Here is a 16294-nt window from a genome sequence, read left to right on the forward strand (position 1 = left end):
TAAACACCTAATCTGTAACCGTAAGCTATGACTGTATTTAAACTATGACCGTATTAAGGTAAACAAGGTTAGACCGTATGTTAATCACAGAATTGGGTTATTTTGCCTTGCTCGCCGCCTTTGTGCTGGCGATTTTGCAGGTGGTATTACCGACCGTTGGGGTCATGCATGGCCAAGTCTCATTGCAGCGTTTAGCGCCAAGCTTGGCTTGGGCGCAGTTTGTGGCAATGATATTATCATTTGGCGCACTGATGGCAGGCTTTTACTATAACGACTTTAGCCTTGTTTATGTTGCGCAGCACTCTAACAGCTTGTTGCCTTGGTATTATAAGTTATCAGCGACATGGGGCGGTCATGAAGGCTCGCTATTGTTGTGGATGACGATCATGGCGACATGGTGTGCGCTGGTATCATATTTCAGTCGAGGTCTGCCGCTGTCGATGCGCGCGCGGGTACTGGTGATCTTAGCTGGCGTGCAGCTGATGATGATGGCGATGATGATCTTTACTTCATCACCGTTTGAGCGCACATTACCAAATCTGATCGTTGATGGCGCTGACTTAAACCCTTTACTGCAGGATCCTGGATTGATTTTCCATCCACCGATGCTGTATATGGGCTATGTGGGTATGGTGGTGCCGTTTGCTTTTTGTATGGCGGCATTGTGGGCAGGACGTTTGGACGCGGTCTGGACGCGCTGGTCACGTCCTTGGGCATTGGCGGCTTGGGGCTTTTTGACCATCGGTATCTCTCTTGGTTCGTGGTGGGCATATTATGAGCTTGGCTGGGGTGGTTGGTGGTTTTGGGATCCAGTAGAGAACGCGTCATTGATGCCATGGCTTGCTGGGACCGCATTGATACATTCTTTAGCAGTCACCGAAAAGCGTGGTGTGTTTAAAGCTTGGACCATTATGCTGGCAATTTTTGCTTTTGCACTCAGTCTGCTCGGTACTTTCTTAGTACGCTCTGGGGTAATCACCTCTGTGCATTCGTTTGCAGCCGATCCAACCCGTGGTCTGATTATCCTAATCATTCTTGGTATCATCGTTGGTGGCGGTCTGCTGATGTTCGCTGTCCGTGGTTGGCGTTTGACGGTTGAGAGTCAGTATCAGCTGGTTTCGCGCGAGTCTTTCTTAGTCATTAATAACGCTATTATCTTGATTGCAACGCTCGTGGTATTGCTCGGTACACTTTATCCTATTATCGCTGATGCCTTTAGTCTCGGTCAGGTATCTGTAGGGCCTCCATACTTCAATGCGCTGTTTGTGCCTTTGACATGGCTGTTGTTAATCGCTATGGGTATGGGCTCTAATATTCGCTGGAAACAAGATAGGCGTCCGTTACTAGGGGTGGGTATCGCCATTGCCGCTAGTAGTATCGTATTGGCTGCTATTATCGCCTACTTTACCAGTCCATCTGCTATGTTCAATATTGGCGTGACTTTAGCGGTGAGCTTTTGGGTACTGCTATGGATGATCGTTGACTTTAGAGACAAAACCAAGAACGCCCCTAATTTCTTTAAAGGTCTGCGTCAGCTGCGTCTTAGCTATTGGGGTCAGCAAACGGCACACGTAGGGGTGATTATCGCCTGTATAGGTGTTGCTTTTGTCACCAGCTTAGATATTGAGCGCGATGTGGCGATGGGGCTTGGAGACACGGTGCATGTACAAGGTTATGACTTTACAGTATCGGATTTTCATGAAGTCAAAGGTAGTAACTATGATGGCATGCAAGCACAGGTCGATATAACGAAAGATGGCCGCGAGGTCACGACTTTATATCCTGAAAAACGGACTTATATCATTAGTATGATGCCAATGACAGAGGCGTCGATTGACGCAAGCTTCATGCGTGATTTGTACGTCGCACTTGGTGAGCCTATCGCAGAAGATAGTAATCAGTGGGCAGTACGCATCTATGTGAAGCCTTTAATTCGCTGGATTTGGTTGGGGTCGATTATTATGGCCTTGGGCGCATTGCTCAGTATGTTTGATAGACGCTACCGTATCAAAAAGACCAAAGAGCCGCGTGAGATTACGATTGACCATGCGCTAGATCCAGCAGCGGTAGATTCAGTAACGACTGTGAAGGAGGGGTAGTATGAGCACATCTAATAACACCCCTAACCAAAGTGATAAAGGGGATAATACAGGTCGTAGCCAAACGATGAACAAAAAGCAAATGAAAATATGGTTTTTAATCCCGCTCATTGTGTTTTTTGGTTTGATAGTAATACTGTATATGCGTTTGGGCAAGCCAACGGATATTATACCCAGTACGGCACTTGAGCGGCCTGTACCGGCTTTTGAGTTGCCATTGTTATCAGATACCTCGCGTATCATGACCAATGAGAATTTACCTGACGAGCCGTTTTTGATGAACGTTTGGGGCTCTTGGTGCCCAACTTGTATTATCGAGCATCCTTTTTTGATGGAGCTTGAAAGTCGTGGAGTCAATATCGTTGGGGTAAACTACAAAGACGAGATTGGTAATGCGTTTACCTATCTAAATCAAGGTGGCGACCCATTCTCGATGTCTGTTCAAGATTTATCAGGCCAGTTTGCCTTAGACTTGGGTTTGACTGGCGCGCCTGAGACCTTTTTAGTCGATGGCGACGGTGTTATTCGTCAACATATTATTGGTGAGATAAATGAGGCCAACTGGCAAGGTCGTATTGCCCCTTGCATGATGGTGCTCAATGATGCCAATAAGAATAATGTCAGTTTAGATTCAAGTCAGCTTGCGGAGGCTTGTCAATGAAAAACACCCATATAAAAACTCTTTTAGTAAAGACGGGCATGGTCGGGAAAGTGGTAGGCTTTATGCTAGCCTGTATGCTTAGCATCACCAGCTATGCCGCTATTGATGTCTACGATTTTGATTCAGAACGACAAGAAGCTCAATACCGTGGTCTCATTGAGGAGCTACGTTGTCCCAAATGTCAAAACCAAAACCTTGCTGCGTCAGATGCGCCCATTGCGCAAGATCTGAAGCAAAGAACATATGATTTAGTAAAAGACGGCCGCAGCGATACAGAAATTCGTAACTATATGCAAGAGCGCTATGGTGACTTTATCAGTTACAAGCCGCCTGTACGCCCATCGACGTGGATTCTATGGTTTTTTCCACCACTATTATTAATTGCATTGATTGTTGGTTGGTTCTGGCAGACCAAACGTCGCCAAGTAGTGGCGAGTGGCAAAAGCGGTACGACGGTAGACGCCAACACTGTGGAAGCGCTCACGCCAGCGGAAAGAGCTGAGCTTGATCGACTGCTAGCGCGTACTGACACTGCTGACCATGACATCACCAGCACAGAGGACAAAAAATGACCATATTCTCTACTTTTGGCTTATTTATTGCCCTAAGCTTACTTATTGCCTTGATACTTGCTGTCATCGTCATTGCACCGTGGATGCGTGCAGCGCGGCTCAAAGCCAGTCCCGTCGATAATCAGTTATTGGATATCAACGTGGCGGTGTTTCGTGAACGCCTCGCGGAGCTAAAAACAGACAAAGACACTGGCACGATTGATGAGGCTCATTATCAAAATCAGAAACTTGAGCTTGAACGTCAGCTGCTAGATGTCCAACGTCAAGTAGCTACAATGGTGCCTCCTAGTTTCAAGAACAGAATGATGGTTTTTGTTTGGGTACCGTTATTAGCAGCACTGGCGTATCTATTGATCGGTGACCGTCAGCCTGTCTTTGAATTCTGGGAAGCAGAAGACAAGGTTGGTCAAGTCGCTGATGACTTACTAACTGGTAAAATCGATCAGCCACCTGAATGGGCAATTGGTGAGGATGGACGGCAATTAATTACGGCCATGCAAGCCAACGTCCATCGTCATGCTGACGATCCTAATCGCTGGATGCGTTTGTCAGAGCTGTTTTTGTCATTAGAAGCAACTGATTCTGCGCTAGAAGCATTATCTCGTGCTTATCGATTATCACCAGATAATGAAGAGATTGCGACCACTTATGCTCAAATCAGCTTTTTTGCAAACAATGGTCAATTGGATGCTGATGGTCGCCGTGTTTTACAAGAGGTCTTGCGCAACAACCCACAGCATGAAGGCGCGCAAATGCTGATGGCAATGGGCGAAGCACGTGCCAGTAACTTCGATCAGGCCGAGAGCTGGATTCAAAGACTGCGTGAAAGTATCGCCGCCAAACCAGGTGATCATACCCAAGCGTTGGCAAGCTTAGATGAGCTAAGCGCTAATGTCATCGCACAGCAAGCGCAAGCGGCTGAAGGTGTCAATGTGACCATAACAATCAACGCAAGCCTTCTGCCACTGGTACAAGGTGATGATGTGTTGTTTGTCGCGATTCGTGATGTCAATGGCGGTGCACCTTATGCGGCCAAGCGTCTACCAATTAGTGTCATTAGGCAAGGTGGTGCCAATGTCAGCTTAAGTGATCTCGATGCGATGATGCCTGAGCGTACGATACAGTCAGCACGAGCTGAAAAAACACAGTTGGCGGTCATTGCTCGTATCAGTCGTAGTGGCAATGCTGGTGCGGAGTCAGGAGATTTATCTGGCAACCCAGTAGTCATTGGTAGCGATCAAACCGAAGTGAATGTGCAGATCAATCAACAGATACCATAGCATTTAAATTTTGGGTGGTGTTCTAAAAAGTATGCTGGCGATAGAAGCCAATAAAAAATCTATGCTAAGTTCTCTGATTCTATAGGGCTTTCAAGGCTTCAAAAACTGTTCAAGTTTTAATCAGCATACTTTTTGACACACCACCAAATTTTGCATTGACGTCCATGCTGCAGCCTGATGTTGCAGCGTGCAATGCTGTTACATGAACAGATAAGTCATCTGTTGGCATAAGGCTTATAATAAAAATACTTGAGCTTTATAAAGGCACGATGTAAGGTAGTCATGGCATTTGAGTAGTAAACCAATCCCTAAATCCCATTTATCGAGGAGAGACGTATTATGATGCGTATTATTTTGCTAGGACCACCTGGCGCTGGTAAGGGCACCCAAGCACAGTTTATCTCTAAAGAGTATGACATTCCGCAAATCTCAACTGGCGATATGCTGCGTGCAGCGATCAAAGAAGGTAGCGAACTTGGCAAAAAAGCCGAAGGTGTTATGAATGCAGGCGGGCTGGTTTCTGATGATCTTATCATCAATCTAGTAAAAGAGCGCATCGCTAAGCCTGACTGTGTGAATGGCTGTATTCTTGATGGTTTCCCGCGCACTATCCCTCAGGCGCAGGCGCTTGCAGATGCAGATGTTGCGATTGATCATGTGGTCGAAATCAGTGTACCTGATGACGAAATCGTGAAGCGTCTGTCTGGTCGTCGCCAGCATCCAGGATCAGGCCGCGTATACCATATCGAGCATAATCCACCTAAGCAAGAAGGTATCGATGACGTGACTGGTGAAGCGCTTATCCAGCGTGAAGATGATAAAGAGTCTACCATTCGTGATCGTTTAGCCACTTACCATCAGCAGACATCAGCCCTGGTTGGCTTCTATCAAGATAAAGCCAAAGAAGGTGGTGATGCGCCTAATTATGATAAGTTCGATGGTACGCAAGCCATTGACGAAGTTAAGCAACAAATATTATCTGCCTTAAAAGGCTAGTTTTTATAGTCTGTTTACTTAATATTTAATTGAAGACCTTGCTGATTGGCAGGGTTTTTTTATGCCAAATAAACATCACTTATGTTAGGGACACGCTCTAAAATACAGCCAATAAAAAGCCGCTTACTATTATCATAAGTAAACGGCTTTGAAATCAAGATATGCTAGAAATAAAACTTATATTGTATCAAGTTAATATTTTAAGTTTAAGCATTACCTTCAGCATCTACTTGCGCTTGTTGCTGGCTTTGTGCGTACGCTTGGTCAAAGTTCACTGGTGCAAGTAACAACTGCGGGAAGCTACCACGAGTAACGATATCACTAATGACTTCGCGGGCATATGGGAACAAAACGTTAGGGCAGTATGCGCCTAGGATTTGTCCGATTTGATCTTCTGGAATGTGCTTAAGTAAGAAGATACCTGCTTGATGAACTTCAGCGATAAAGGCAGGTTCTTCGGCGTTTTTGGCAGTCACACTGACTGTCAAGACTACTTGGTAATGATCGTCATCAAGCTTTTCAGCATTGCTAGATAGATTGATATCAAGCTCAGGGTTCCACTCTTTAGTGAACACGCCAGCGCCTGGTACTTCTAGCGACATGTCTTTTACATAAATACGTTCTAAAGCCAATTGTGGTTGTGCTTGTTCTTCAGCCATGATAATTCCTCAAATATGGTGCAATGTATCGTTGTTATCGCAGTAGCGATAGTTAGTTAAAAGCTCAGTGTGACTGGCTAGCGATAATCTATTAGATTAGCCTGCTAACATCTCATCAAGCTTGCCTTGTTGGTTCAGCTGATTAAGCTCACTAAAACCGCCTACAAAAGTATCACCGACAAAGATTTGTGGCACCATGCGATAGTTATTGGTTTGTTGCATTAATGCACGGCGCTCCTCGCTGCTCATATCATGCATACCAATTTCTTCATATGCAACGCCTTTAGAATCTAGAAGTTGTTTGGCGTGTGAACAATAAGGGCAGATAGGGGTGGTATAGACTTTGACAGAGACAGTCATGAAGTATCCTTAGTTAATTTTAAATGTATTTTTTATCAGTTATCCGCTCATAACTTGGTTATAAATAGATTAAAGATAAGTATATATTTTATTATGCTAACTATAAAGTGGGGATCTAAATGATGAATTCAAGCCAGCTGCTCTGAAAGCTTATGAAAGAATAACAGCCATCACATAAAAAAGACACCATATAAAATGATGTCTTTTTATTTTACAGCGACCATAAATTATATGAGCTTTTATTTATGCAAGCTTGGCTTGTTTTTACCTTTTTTGGGCTGAGCGTCTTTTAGCCCAACCAGTGGCATGCCAGCACCTTGCCAGCCACCAATACCACCTTCCAAGCGGTAGACATTTTCTTTGGCAATCATCTGTACGGCTGCCCCTGCTTGGACACCAATGTCACAAATGATTATCACTGGCTGCTCAATAGCGCGTATCTCGTCCAAGCGGTCTTTGAGCTCAGTAAAAGGAATATTACGGCTGCCTTGGATATAGCCGGTGGTAAACTTCTTTTTGGCGCGAATATCAATAAGCTGCGCGTTTTGGGAGTTGACCATCATGCCGAGGGTATTGGGCGACACTTTTTTGCCGCTGCGTTTATTTTCAATGGCAAAAAACAAGACAGCCAGTACTGCCAAGATGCCAAATAAAAACGGGTGGTTGCCCACGAATTCAAGCGCACGATCCAAACCAAACCTCCAAAAAATAAGTGTTCTATTAAACTGCGAATACAGCTTAGGGTTACCGAACAAGGCGCTATTATACCGATTAGCCCGACCATAGTAAACGTGCGATGGTCAACCTAACGGTTAAGTTCTAATAAGGCTTTGTATCGGCCTCGGCTTGTAACGTAATCAGGTTTTCAACACGGCGCTGCAATACATCACCATCAGCGACGGCCTGCCATAGGGCACAGCCTTTACTATTATGCGTATGCTTACAATCACGGAACTTACAGTCACCTGATAAAGGTGCCAACTCAATAAAACCAGAAATGATGCCATCAGGGGTTAAATGTCTGTTGCCATACTCACGAATACCAGGCGTATCAACGATACCACCTTGTGTCAGATCCTCTGGATTGAATGGCAACAAGCGACTGGTGGTAGTAGTATGCTGCCCAAGCTGTGAGTTTTCGGAGATGATGTTCACGCTTTGGGCAGATTCGGGCAATAGCGCATTGATTAAACTGCTTTTACCGACACCTGACTGACCAGCAAAAATAACGAGCTTTTTATCAATATAACGTTTTAGTTCGCCAAGGCCTTGCTGCGTGGCGATGTCGGCGATGTTTTCGGGACAATCGACTGAGGTCAGTACGCTATCATAACCAAGGGCAGCATATTGCGTCAGCAGCTCCTCAGTGTCTGCATACCCTTCTTGTGCCAATAAATCTGCTTTATTCAATACCAGTAATGGCTGTACGCCGGCATGGTGGCAGACCACCAGATAGCGATCTATTAAAGTAGGGGCAGCAGCAGGCAAGGGCGCAAAGACAATGGCAAGAATATCGACATTGGCGGCGACTGGCTTGAGCTTATGGTAACGGTCAGGTCTTGATACTAAGGAGGTACGCGGCTGTACAGACTCAATACGTCCAAACCCAGTGTTGGGATCTGCCGTCCAGCGTACACGATCGCCAGTTGCCAGCATGGGTAGATTGGTGCGTACATGACAACGCCAGATATCACCTAGTTCAAGCGCTTGCCAGAAAGGCTCAGGGTCATCTGGAGCAATCTCAGGTTGTACAGGTATGACAGCCGGTAAGCTGGTCATCTGCACTTCTAGTTGTTTGCCGTAATGTGCCATGACAATACCGTCCATCAAGCCCTCATCGATGCTGTCTTGATTGGATTGTTGTTGTTTATCGATGCGACGAATCTGCTGTTTGGTCAGTTTACGTTGCCGGATTAATGCCATGGTTGATGCCTATTATGAAAATATTGCTAAGTGTAGCGTGAAAATTTGCTAACATACAGCCTAAAGCGACTGCATCAGATAGGGGTTTTGTAACCTTTAGCCGTCAGAAATATAAATGATGACCTGATTCTCAACTTAGTATGATTGTAGGCTGTGGCTTTAGCCCAGCTTAAATCTTTGCAAAAGCAAAATGCTGGGCTAAAGCCACAGCCTACGCCAATACATTTAGTCAGCTGAGAATGGGGGGAATGATTATAAGATTTATTAATTACAGGACACAAGATGAGTAGCAACACTAATATAAGTACTAATACAAATACCGATGACCATCCCAATAAGATCAAAATTAAAAACCAAGGTAAAAAAGGGTTGGTATGGATTGACCTTGAGATGACAGGTCTTGATACCTTAAATGATGAGATTATCGAGATTGCCACCGTTGTCACTGATGAAGATTTAAACGTTTTGGCAGAAGGGCCAGTGTTTGCCATCAAGGTATCAGATCAAAGGCTAAACCAAATGGATGACTGGAACACCAAGCAACATGGGCAGTCAGGATTGGTTGATCGTGTGCGCCGTAGTACGGTGACACTGGCCGAAGCCGAAGCTGAAACCATTAAATTTCTTAATAAGTGGGTAGATAGCGGCAAGTCGCCAATGTGCGGCAACTCTATTTGCCAAGATCGCCGCTTTTTGGCACGGCAAATGCCTGAGCTAGAAAGATTCTTTCATTATCGTAATCTGGATGTGTCGTCGATTAAAGAGCTATGCTTTCGCTGGCGTCCTGATATCTTAAAGAATTTTGAAAAAGGCGGTAGTCATTTAGCCTTAGACGATATTCGTGATTCTATTCGTGAGCTTAAGCATTATCGTCAGCATTTCTTTAAGCTAATGCCTTAGACTAAGCTAGCAAGGGTTGAGGGTTGTAGGGTGTGCAGGTCGCACCCTACACTGAATATCTAAATTCAAATAGTCCAAACTCAGAATCATCATTGTCTGAGTCTTCTGCTATAACCGCTCCAATGACCGCGCTGACTTTTGCTTGGCGCGTATCTTCCTCTAACAACCGCCAATCACCAAGCACGTAGCGTTTTTTATTATGGGTCGCTTGATGAACGTGTGGACGATGAGTGTGTCCATGCAGCAGTGCATCATTGTTCTCAAGGGCTTCTATCACGGTATCATCATTCACATCCATGATATAGGCCGCCTTGGTTGTATTCTGTTGTTTGCTTTTTTGGCGTATATTATCAGCGATGGCCAAGCGTTTTTCTAATGATTTATTGAGCAAATACCACTGGGTTAACCGATGGCGCATGATTTTGCGAAAAAACTGATATTTTTTATCATCAGTACATAATGCATCGCCATGCTCCAGCCGATAGCTTTGCTGTCCGATCGTCAAAGAGTAAGGCTCATAAATAAGCTCGCCACCGAACAAATTACAAAATGGCTGATCTAACAGAAAATCACGGTTGCCATGCATCACCAAAATCTCGCAGCCAGCTACTCGCAGTTTTTTTAATTTAACGATGAGCGGGGTTAGCCAATGGGTTTGGCGCGCGTCATCTGACAATGACAAATAAACGTCATCGCCAAGCCATACCTCAAACCAATCACCCAAAATAAATAGGCGCTTGAGAGCAGGCAGAGCAAGACAATCATCAAGCAGGGCTAAAAAAGCCTGCACTAAGGCAGGCTCTTCAGGCGATAAATGCAAATCGCTAATCAACACTTGCCGCACATCATGAGGGCGGGTCGTTATTAAATGATTAAACGTTTGCATTTGTCATGATCCTTATCATCTATTTATTATAAGTTTATAAGACTTACTACACTCTCAACTACTCTAAAACTATTGCTGTAGGCTGTGGTTTTAGCCCTGAGAAACGTTAAAAAATTGCACTGCAATTTTAGTTTCGCAAGAGAAATTCTTTAAATAGAATTTCTGGAAGATACTTTGAAAAATATGTCGCAGTGTTTCGCTAAAAGCGCTAGCCTACGATAGGTCATAATAAGTTGAGAGTCAGATAGGACTTATTAATAATTATTGAGTAACGATGGTCGCTGAGTTGATAACGACGGCTTCTTTTGGCACATCAGCATGCATACCGAAACGACCAGTAGGCACGCCGCGCATTTTTTCAATGACGTCCATACCGCTGGTGACTTTACCAAATACTGTATAGCCCCAACCTTGCATGTTTTTGCCAGAGTGGTTTAGGAAATCGTTATCTTTTACGTTGATAAAGAACTGACTGGTCGCTGAATGTGGGTCTTGCGTACGCGCCATAGCAATGGTGCCAGCGTCATTTTTTAGACCGTTATCGGCTTCATTTTCAATCGGTGCATTGGTGGATTTTTCATTCATCTCAGCGTCCATACCGCCGCCTTGAATCATAAAACCATCGATGATGCGATGAAAAATAGTACCGTCATAATGACCAGACTTTACATAGTTTAAGAAGTTTTCTACCGTTTTTGGCGCTTTTTCTTCGTTAAGTTCGATAACGATAGCACCCATACTGGTGTCAAGTTCTACTACTGGTGGCATGTCTACCATGTTGTGATCCTTTGTAATTGTCGCGCCTCAAATGGCACTGTGGTGAGTGGATGATAAAAAGTTATGGCTAGTCTAACGGCTTTTTTGTCGTCTGTCATGTATCAGGCTGTTAATGCGTTTGCAAAAGCTGATAGAATAACGCAACTTTATCTTTTATTTATTATTTTAATTTTCTATAAGGCGTGATGGCACGCTCTATATACTGAAAACTTGCGCTAGGAGCAATGCCCGATGAGTGAGCACCCAAACAACCATGCACAAAAAAACGATTTTATTCGCAATATCATTCGCGATGATGTCAATGCGCAAAAATACCAACAAATCGTAACCCGTTTCCCACCTGAGCCTAACGGCTATTTGCACTTGGGTCATGTGAAATCTATTTGCCTAAACTTTGGTATTGCCAAAGAGTTTGGCGGTGTTTGTAACTTGCGCTTTGATGACACCAACCCGACCGCAGAAAAGCAAGATTACATCGATAATATCAAGAACGATGTGAGATGGCTTGGGTTTGAATGGGCGGATGAAGCTCGTTACGCTTCAGGCTATTTTGATCAGCTCCATGAGTGGGCGGTTCAGCTTATCAAGCAAGGTGATGCTTATGTCGATTTGCAATCACCAGAGCAGATTCGCGATAATCGTGGCTCATTCAATGAAGCTGGCAAGCCGTCACCGCAGCGTGATACCAGTGTCGAAGAAAACCTCAAACTGTTTGCTGATATGAAAGCGGGTAAGTTTGCTGAAGGCAAAGCCGTGCTGCGTGCCAAGATTGATATGGCAAGCCCAAATATGAACATGCGTGACCCCGTCATTTATCGCGTCATGCATCAAGAGCATCATCAAACTGGCGATAAATGGTGTATCTATCCCATGTATGATTTTGCCCACCCGCTCTCTGATGCAGTTGAAGGCATTACCCATTCATTATGTACGTTGGAGTTTGAAGACCATCGCCCATTTTATGATTGGGCGGTTGAGAAAATCGGCTTTGATTTGCCGCCGCATCAGTATGAGTTTGCGCGCTTAAATGTCGACCATACTATGACCAGTAAGCGTAAGCTCAAGCAGCTGGTCGATGAAGGTATCGTCAGTGGTTGGGATGATCCACGTATGCCGACGATTGCTGGTATGCGTCGTCGTGGTTATACCCCAGAGGGCTTACGTGACTTTTGTGATCGAGTGGGCGTGACCAAAGCGGATAGTGTGGTTGACTTTCGCTTATTAGAGTTTAGCGTGCGCCAGTCATTAGAGTCGACTACCGCACGTGGTATGGCAGTATTAAAACCATTAAAAGTGACGATTACTAACTTTAGCGATGCGGTCAGTAGTTGGGAGTCGCAAAAGGCCGATAGCGTTAATGCTCGTTTTGATGAGGCTGAGCAGGTTTTATGGCTCACGCAGCCAAACCATCCTAACGTCGATATGGGCGAGCGTGAGATTCCATTCACCGAGATTTTATACATTGATCAAAGTGATTATGAAATACAGCCGCCAGCAGGTTATAAACGTCTCTCACCAGAAAAGCCAGAGATCCGTCTGCGTAATACTTATGTGTTGGCAGTGACTGAGCATGTTACGGATGATAATGGTAATGTCATTGAGCTAAAAGCAACGATTGATCCTGCAACACTAGGTAATAACCCTGAAGGCCGTAAGGTCAAAGGCGTGATTCATTGGGTATCGGCGAGCAAAGGCGTACCAGCGACCGTGCGCATGTATGAGCAGTTGTTTAGCGTCGAAGATCCAAGTAGCGTCGCTGACGTCCATCAAGCATTGAATCCTAACTCATTGACTGAGCTTCATGCAGTGGTTGAGCCATCGCTTGCGCATAGCGATGCTGGCACGCGCTTTCAGTTTGAGCGCGAAGGTTACTTCATCGCTGATAGCGACGAGCATAGCAGTGACAAGCCAGTATTTAACCAAATCGTCAGCTTACGTGACAGCTACAAACCCGCTTAATGTGTGAACAATAACTTACTGACAGGCTCTATCTATCAGGAAGCGAGACAGGCAAGCTCAACGCGACATATAAAGGAGAGTACAGAGTTTATGATTAAAAAATCAGGTGGTGTTCTAAAAAGTATGCTAGCGATAGAAGTCAATAAGAAATCTATGCTAAGTTCTCTGATTCTATAGGGCTTTAAAGGCTTCAAAAATTGTTCAAGTTTTAATCAGCATACTTTTTGACACACCACCAAAAATCAATCAATCTAGCACTACAAGGTGGTGGCTCGTATGGTGCCTTTACTTGGGGCGTACTGGACTACTTCATGGAAGATGGTCGAGTCAGTGTAGAAGGTATTACTGGGACGAGTGCTGGGGCTATGAATGCCGCCGTTTTAGCACAAGGCTATTTGGATGGCGGTATAGACGGTGCCCGCGAGGCGCTTGAGCAATTTTGGCGCCAAGTGGCTTATATGGGCAGGATGAGTCCTATTAAGCGTAGTCCTTTGAGTATCCTGACCGGCAACTGGGGTATGGATGACTCACCAGCTTACCTAATGCTCGACCTGTTTAGCCGAGTGGCTTCGCCTTATGACACCAACCCGCTAAATATCAACCCGCTACTTGAGTTGGTTGAGTCTACCATCGACTTTGAAAAGGTCAGAGCGTGCAGCGCGTTAAAGCTATTTGTGGCAGCAACCAACGTGCACACGGGTAAAATAAAAGTATTCAACCGCGAAGAGCTGACCGCCGACATGCTTTTAGCTTCGGCGTGTCTGCCCACTTATTTTCAGGCGGTTGAGATTGATGGCGTACCGTATTGGGATGGGGGTTATGTGGGTAATCCACCTCTGTATCCGTTATTTGATACCACCAAGTCCAGAGATGCCATAATCGTTCAAATCAACCCAATTGAGCGTAACGAGACCCCAAAAAGTGCGCAGGAAATACAGAATCGAATCAATGAAATTTCGTTTAACTCATCTTTGCTAAGAGAGCTGCGCGCCATTGATTTTGTGACCCGTCAACTACGCGAGGATAAGCTAGATACAAATCGCTATTCAGAAATACTGGTGCATCGTATCGAAGCCACTGAACAGATCAATCCATTGTCAGCCTCTAGCAAAGTGAATACTGAATGGTTGTTTCTAACACAACTGCGTGATATCGGTCGCGCGTCTGCCAAGGCATTTTTGGATGAGCACTACGAGAGTCTAGGCAAGGAGTCTACTTTGGATTTGCAGAGTGAGTTTTCATAAGCGAGTTATGTGTAAACTAGAGCCTTAACAATATCGATCAAACGTAACAATAGTGGTTTGCAACCAAGCCCATTTCTAGTACGCTAGGAATGGGTTTTTTTGTAGTAAGTAGATTAATTGCTTAATAAATTTTTTGAGGGTATAAAAATGGCAAAGTTTTTAAACACCAGTGGCACGACCTATCATTTAGAAGAGCTGATTAAAAATGCCTCTGATCGTTTAATTATTATCAGTCCTTACTTGAAACTGAGCGAGCGTATTAAGGAGCTATTAGAGGATCGGAATAGACTAAAAATTGATATTCGCATCGTTTATGGCAAGAATGACTTACAACCAGAAGAAATCAACTGGCTGAAAAACTTAACCTTTATTCGCACTAGCTTTTGCAAAAACTTGCATGCCAAGTGCTATCTCAATGAAAATGAATGCATTATAACGAGTTTAAACCTATACGAGTTTAGCCAAGTGAACAATAATGAGATGGGCGTGCTTATTTATCGCGATGAAGATACTAAGTTATATGCCGATACTTATGAAGAAGCTCAGCGTATTATTCGTATTAGTGATGAAGTACGTATGTCATTAGAAAAAGTGAATGATACAAGCGATGAAACGATTTCCAATGGTAAAGCCAGTGCCGACAAATCAGCAGAAAGCGCAACTCCTAATTACTCGAAATTAACGACAGCTAAGCTTGCCAAAGAGTTGGGACTTAAAACCCAGGAGTTAAATGACAAGTTACTCAAAGTAGGATATCTAGAAAATAAAGATGGCGAGTTGGTATTAACGGATGCTGGCAGTCAGGCTGGTAGCATAACCAAGCGTGGCAAGTTCGGTGAATTCTGTTTATGGGATGCAGGAATGGTAGTTTGATTCATTATCTGTCTTTCTACTTAGTGGTAAATGGAATAAGCGCATTACAATCTCTCACAAGACATTCATAACCAATTTGCTAAGATAGAATGGATTTTTTGCTGACGTGCTCTGATTTGTTTGCTACTATCTGAGTGCGTTGATAACAAATAAAGCGTGTGATTATATTTAAACACGCCCTATATAACGGTTTTATAACTAAAGTTTTATAAACAAGGAGTTAAGCATGGCACATTTACGTTTAGGTGATACTGCACCAAACTTTGACGCTGCAACGACAGACGGCGATATTAATTTCCATGAGTGGGCAGGTGATAACTGGGTTGTTTTCTTCTCACATCCAGCAGACTTCACGCCAGTATGTACGACTGAGCTTGGTCGCGCCGCTGCTCTTAACGGTGAGTTTCAGAAGCGCGGTGTGAAGCCAATCTGTATCTCTGTTGACAGTCTAGAAGATCACCATGCATGGGCTTCAGATATCGGTGAGACTCAAGGCACGGAGCTAAACTTCCCAATCATTGCTGATCCAAACAAAGAAGTCGCTGAGCTGTATGACATGATGCATCCAAATGCAGACAGCACGCATACCGTGCGTAGTGTCTTTGTCATTGATCCAAACAAAAAAATCCGTCTAACGTTGACTTACCCAGCCAGTACAGGTCGTAACTTTGATGAGATTATCCGTGTCATCGATGCACTGCAATTGTCAGATGAATACAACGTTGCAACACCAGTTGACTGGGAAGATGGTGATGACGTCATCATTCCACCAAGTGTGAAAAATGAAGATATTCCTGCCAAATACCCTAAAGGCCATACAGAAATTAAGCCTTATTTACGCACGACACCTGCACCAAATAAATAAGCTTTATTTGTTGGATAGAAATGAGCATTATTGCTCGTGTCTCAAATTTATATAGACGTTCATAAAATGAGAGCCTCATAACTTAAAGTTGTGGGGCTTTTTACTATTCTCTTAACAAGCTTTGATAGGGTTCTGTTATTATGATAAGGGTCGGGCTCATAATTGTATTGAACACCGCTACAACGACACGTTATATTCTTAAATACAATAGCTGTAAAAGATAGTCACAATCAGAAATTA

At 44.2% G+C, this 16294-nt stretch carries 16 protein-coding genes; 10 read left to right on the forward strand and 6 right to left on the reverse strand.

Features of this window, described 5'->3' with window-relative positions; translation table 11 throughout:
* Window positions 1-77 precede the first annotated feature (77 nt).
* From JMY01_RS02980 to adk, 5 genes are all read left to right on the forward strand, one after another.
* Window positions 78-2099: a heme lyase CcmF/NrfE family subunit gene (locus tag JMY01_RS02980; protein WP_201574161.1), complete on the forward strand. Its 2022-nt coding sequence runs from the start codon at window positions 78-80 to the stop codon at window positions 2097-2099.
* A 1-nt stretch (window position 2100) separates the two neighbouring features.
* Window positions 2101-2760 (forward strand): DsbE family thiol:disulfide interchange protein, encoded by a 660-nt coding sequence (locus JMY01_RS02985; protein ID WP_201574162.1) that lies wholly within the window; start codon window positions 2101-2103, stop codon window positions 2758-2760.
* A gap of 62 nt (window positions 2761-2822) precedes the next feature.
* Entirely contained in the window at window positions 2823-3332 is a 510-nt protein-coding gene (locus tag JMY01_RS02990) for a cytochrome c-type biogenesis protein (RefSeq protein WP_374220355.1), read from the forward strand.
* A complete protein-coding gene (gene ccmI / locus JMY01_RS02995; RefSeq protein ID WP_201574163.1) occupies window positions 3329-4612 on the forward strand; it encodes a c-type cytochrome biogenesis protein CcmI in 1284 nt (427 codons plus the stop codon). Before JMY01_RS02990 ends, ccmI begins: the two co-directional genes overlap by 4 nt.
* A 342-nt stretch (window positions 4613-4954) precedes the next feature.
* Window positions 4955-5608, forward strand: coding sequence for an adenylate kinase (gene adk, locus JMY01_RS03000; protein WP_201577113.1), 654 nt, complete (start codon window positions 4955-4957; stop codon window positions 5606-5608).
* A gap of 206 nt (window positions 5609-5814) precedes the next feature.
* Here the strand turns inward: adk and secB are convergent, their stop codons facing one another.
* The 4 genes from secB to rsgA all read right to left on the reverse strand — a co-directional run bounded on the left by secB (window position 5815) and on the right by rsgA (window position 8550).
* Window positions 5815-6267: a protein-export chaperone SecB gene (gene secB, locus JMY01_RS03005; protein WP_201574164.1), complete on the reverse strand. Its 453-nt coding sequence runs from the start codon at window positions 6265-6267 to the stop codon at window positions 5815-5817.
* A gap of 96 nt (window positions 6268-6363) precedes the next feature.
* Window positions 6364-6627 carry a glutaredoxin 3 gene (gene grxC, locus JMY01_RS03010; protein WP_201574165.1) on the reverse strand — a complete coding sequence of 88 codons (264 nt, stop codon included), beginning with the start codon at window positions 6625-6627 and terminating at the stop codon, window positions 6364-6366.
* 239 nt (window positions 6628-6866) lie between these two features.
* Window positions 6867-7319: a rhodanese-like domain-containing protein gene (locus JMY01_RS03015; RefSeq protein ID WP_201574166.1), complete on the reverse strand. Its 453-nt coding sequence runs from the start codon at window positions 7317-7319 to the stop codon at window positions 6867-6869.
* Window positions 7320-7446: 127 nt separating this feature from the next.
* The gene (gene rsgA / locus JMY01_RS03020) at window positions 7447-8550 is read right to left on the reverse strand and encodes a ribosome small subunit-dependent GTPase A (RefSeq protein ID WP_201574167.1); all 1104 of its coding nucleotides are present in this window, start codon (window positions 8548-8550) and stop codon (window positions 7447-7449) included.
* A 282-nt stretch (window positions 8551-8832) separates the two neighbouring features.
* On the opposite strand from rsgA, the gene orn reads away from it, so the two are divergent.
* Window positions 8833-9450 (forward strand): oligoribonuclease, encoded by a 618-nt coding sequence (gene orn / locus JMY01_RS03025; RefSeq protein WP_201574168.1) that lies wholly within the window; start codon window positions 8833-8835, stop codon window positions 9448-9450.
* Between the two features lie 46 nt (window positions 9451-9496).
* On the opposite strand, the gene JMY01_RS03030 is transcribed toward orn, so the two are convergent.
* Complete coding sequence (locus tag JMY01_RS03030; protein ID WP_201574169.1) at window positions 9497-10336, reverse strand: UDP-2,3-diacylglucosamine diphosphatase; 840 nt, start codon at window positions 10334-10336, stop codon at window positions 9497-9499.
* Window positions 10337-10597: 261 nt separating this feature from the next.
* On the reverse strand, window positions 10598-11113 hold the full coding sequence (locus tag JMY01_RS03035) for a peptidylprolyl isomerase (RefSeq protein ID WP_201574170.1): 516 nt from the start codon (window positions 11111-11113) through the stop codon (window positions 10598-10600).
* Between the two features lie 231 nt (window positions 11114-11344).
* Here JMY01_RS03035 and JMY01_RS03040 point away from each other — a divergent pair, with 231 nt between their 5' ends.
* The 4 genes from JMY01_RS03040 to JMY01_RS03055 all read left to right on the forward strand — a co-directional run bounded on the left by JMY01_RS03040 (window position 11345) and on the right by JMY01_RS03055 (window position 16054).
* Complete coding sequence (locus JMY01_RS03040) at window positions 11345-13072, forward strand: glutamine--tRNA ligase/YqeY domain fusion protein (RefSeq protein WP_201574171.1); 1728 nt, start codon at window positions 11345-11347, stop codon at window positions 13070-13072.
* A gap of 224 nt (window positions 13073-13296) precedes the next feature.
* Window positions 13297-14316, forward strand: a complete 1020-nt coding sequence (locus tag JMY01_RS03045; protein WP_227677638.1) for a patatin-like phospholipase family protein — start codon at window positions 13297-13299, stop codon at window positions 14314-14316.
* Between the two features lie 147 nt (window positions 14317-14463).
* Complete coding sequence (locus JMY01_RS03050) at window positions 14464-15189, forward strand: phospholipase D family protein (RefSeq protein WP_201574172.1); 726 nt, start codon at window positions 14464-14466, stop codon at window positions 15187-15189.
* Window positions 15190-15415: 226 nt separating this feature from the next.
* Window positions 15416-16054, forward strand: coding sequence for a peroxiredoxin (locus tag JMY01_RS03055; protein ID WP_201574173.1), 639 nt, complete (start codon window positions 15416-15418; stop codon window positions 16052-16054).
* Window positions 16055-16294 lie beyond the last annotated feature (240 nt).

Origin of the sequence: Psychrobacter sp. H8-1 (genome assembly GCF_904846575.1) — a bacterium.
GTDB classification, from domain to species: Bacteria; Pseudomonadota; Gammaproteobacteria; order Pseudomonadales; family Moraxellaceae; genus Psychrobacter; species Psychrobacter fulvigenes.

What these genes read in the sequence shown, in the direction of transcription:
- secB (WP_201574164.1), bottom strand. Translation starts at nt 6,267, where the DNA reads ATGGCTGAAGAACAAGCACAACCACAATTGGCTTTAGAACGTATTTAT.
- grxC (WP_201574165.1), bottom strand. Translation starts at nt 6,627, where the DNA reads ATGACTGTCTCTGTCAAAGTCTATACCACCCCTATCTGCCCTTATTGT.
- JMY01_RS03040 (WP_201574171.1), top strand. Translation starts at nt 11,345, where the DNA reads ATGAGTGAGCACCCAAACAACCATGCACAAAAAAACGATTTTATTCGC.
- JMY01_RS03035 (WP_201574170.1), bottom strand. Translation starts at nt 11,113, where the DNA reads ATGGTAGACATGCCACCAGTAGTAGAACTTGACACCAGTATGGGTGCT.
- JMY01_RS02990 (WP_374220355.1), top strand. Translation starts at nt 2,823, where the DNA reads ATGCTAGCCTGTATGCTTAGCATCACCAGCTATGCCGCTATTGATGTC.
- JMY01_RS03050 (WP_201574172.1), top strand. Translation starts at nt 14,464, where the DNA reads ATGGCAAAGTTTTTAAACACCAGTGGCACGACCTATCATTTAGAAGAG.
- adk (WP_201577113.1), top strand. Translation starts at nt 4,955, where the DNA reads ATGCGTATTATTTTGCTAGGACCACCTGGCGCTGGTAAGGGCACCCAA.
- JMY01_RS03055 (WP_201574173.1), top strand. Translation starts at nt 15,416, where the DNA reads ATGGCACATTTACGTTTAGGTGATACTGCACCAAACTTTGACGCTGCA.
- JMY01_RS02980 (WP_201574161.1), top strand. Translation starts at nt 78, where the DNA reads ATGTTAATCACAGAATTGGGTTATTTTGCCTTGCTCGCCGCCTTTGTG.
- orn (WP_201574168.1), top strand. Translation starts at nt 8,833, where the DNA reads ATGAGTAGCAACACTAATATAAGTACTAATACAAATACCGATGACCAT.
- JMY01_RS02985 (WP_201574162.1), top strand. Translation starts at nt 2,101, where the DNA reads ATGAGCACATCTAATAACACCCCTAACCAAAGTGATAAAGGGGATAAT.
- rsgA (WP_201574167.1), bottom strand. Translation starts at nt 8,550, where the DNA reads ATGGCATTAATCCGGCAACGTAAACTGACCAAACAGCAGATTCGTCGC.
- ccmI (WP_201574163.1), top strand. Translation starts at nt 3,329, where the DNA reads ATGACCATATTCTCTACTTTTGGCTTATTTATTGCCCTAAGCTTACTT.
- JMY01_RS03030 (WP_201574169.1), bottom strand. Translation starts at nt 10,336, where the DNA reads ATGCAAACGTTTAATCATTTAATAACGACCCGCCCTCATGATGTGCGG.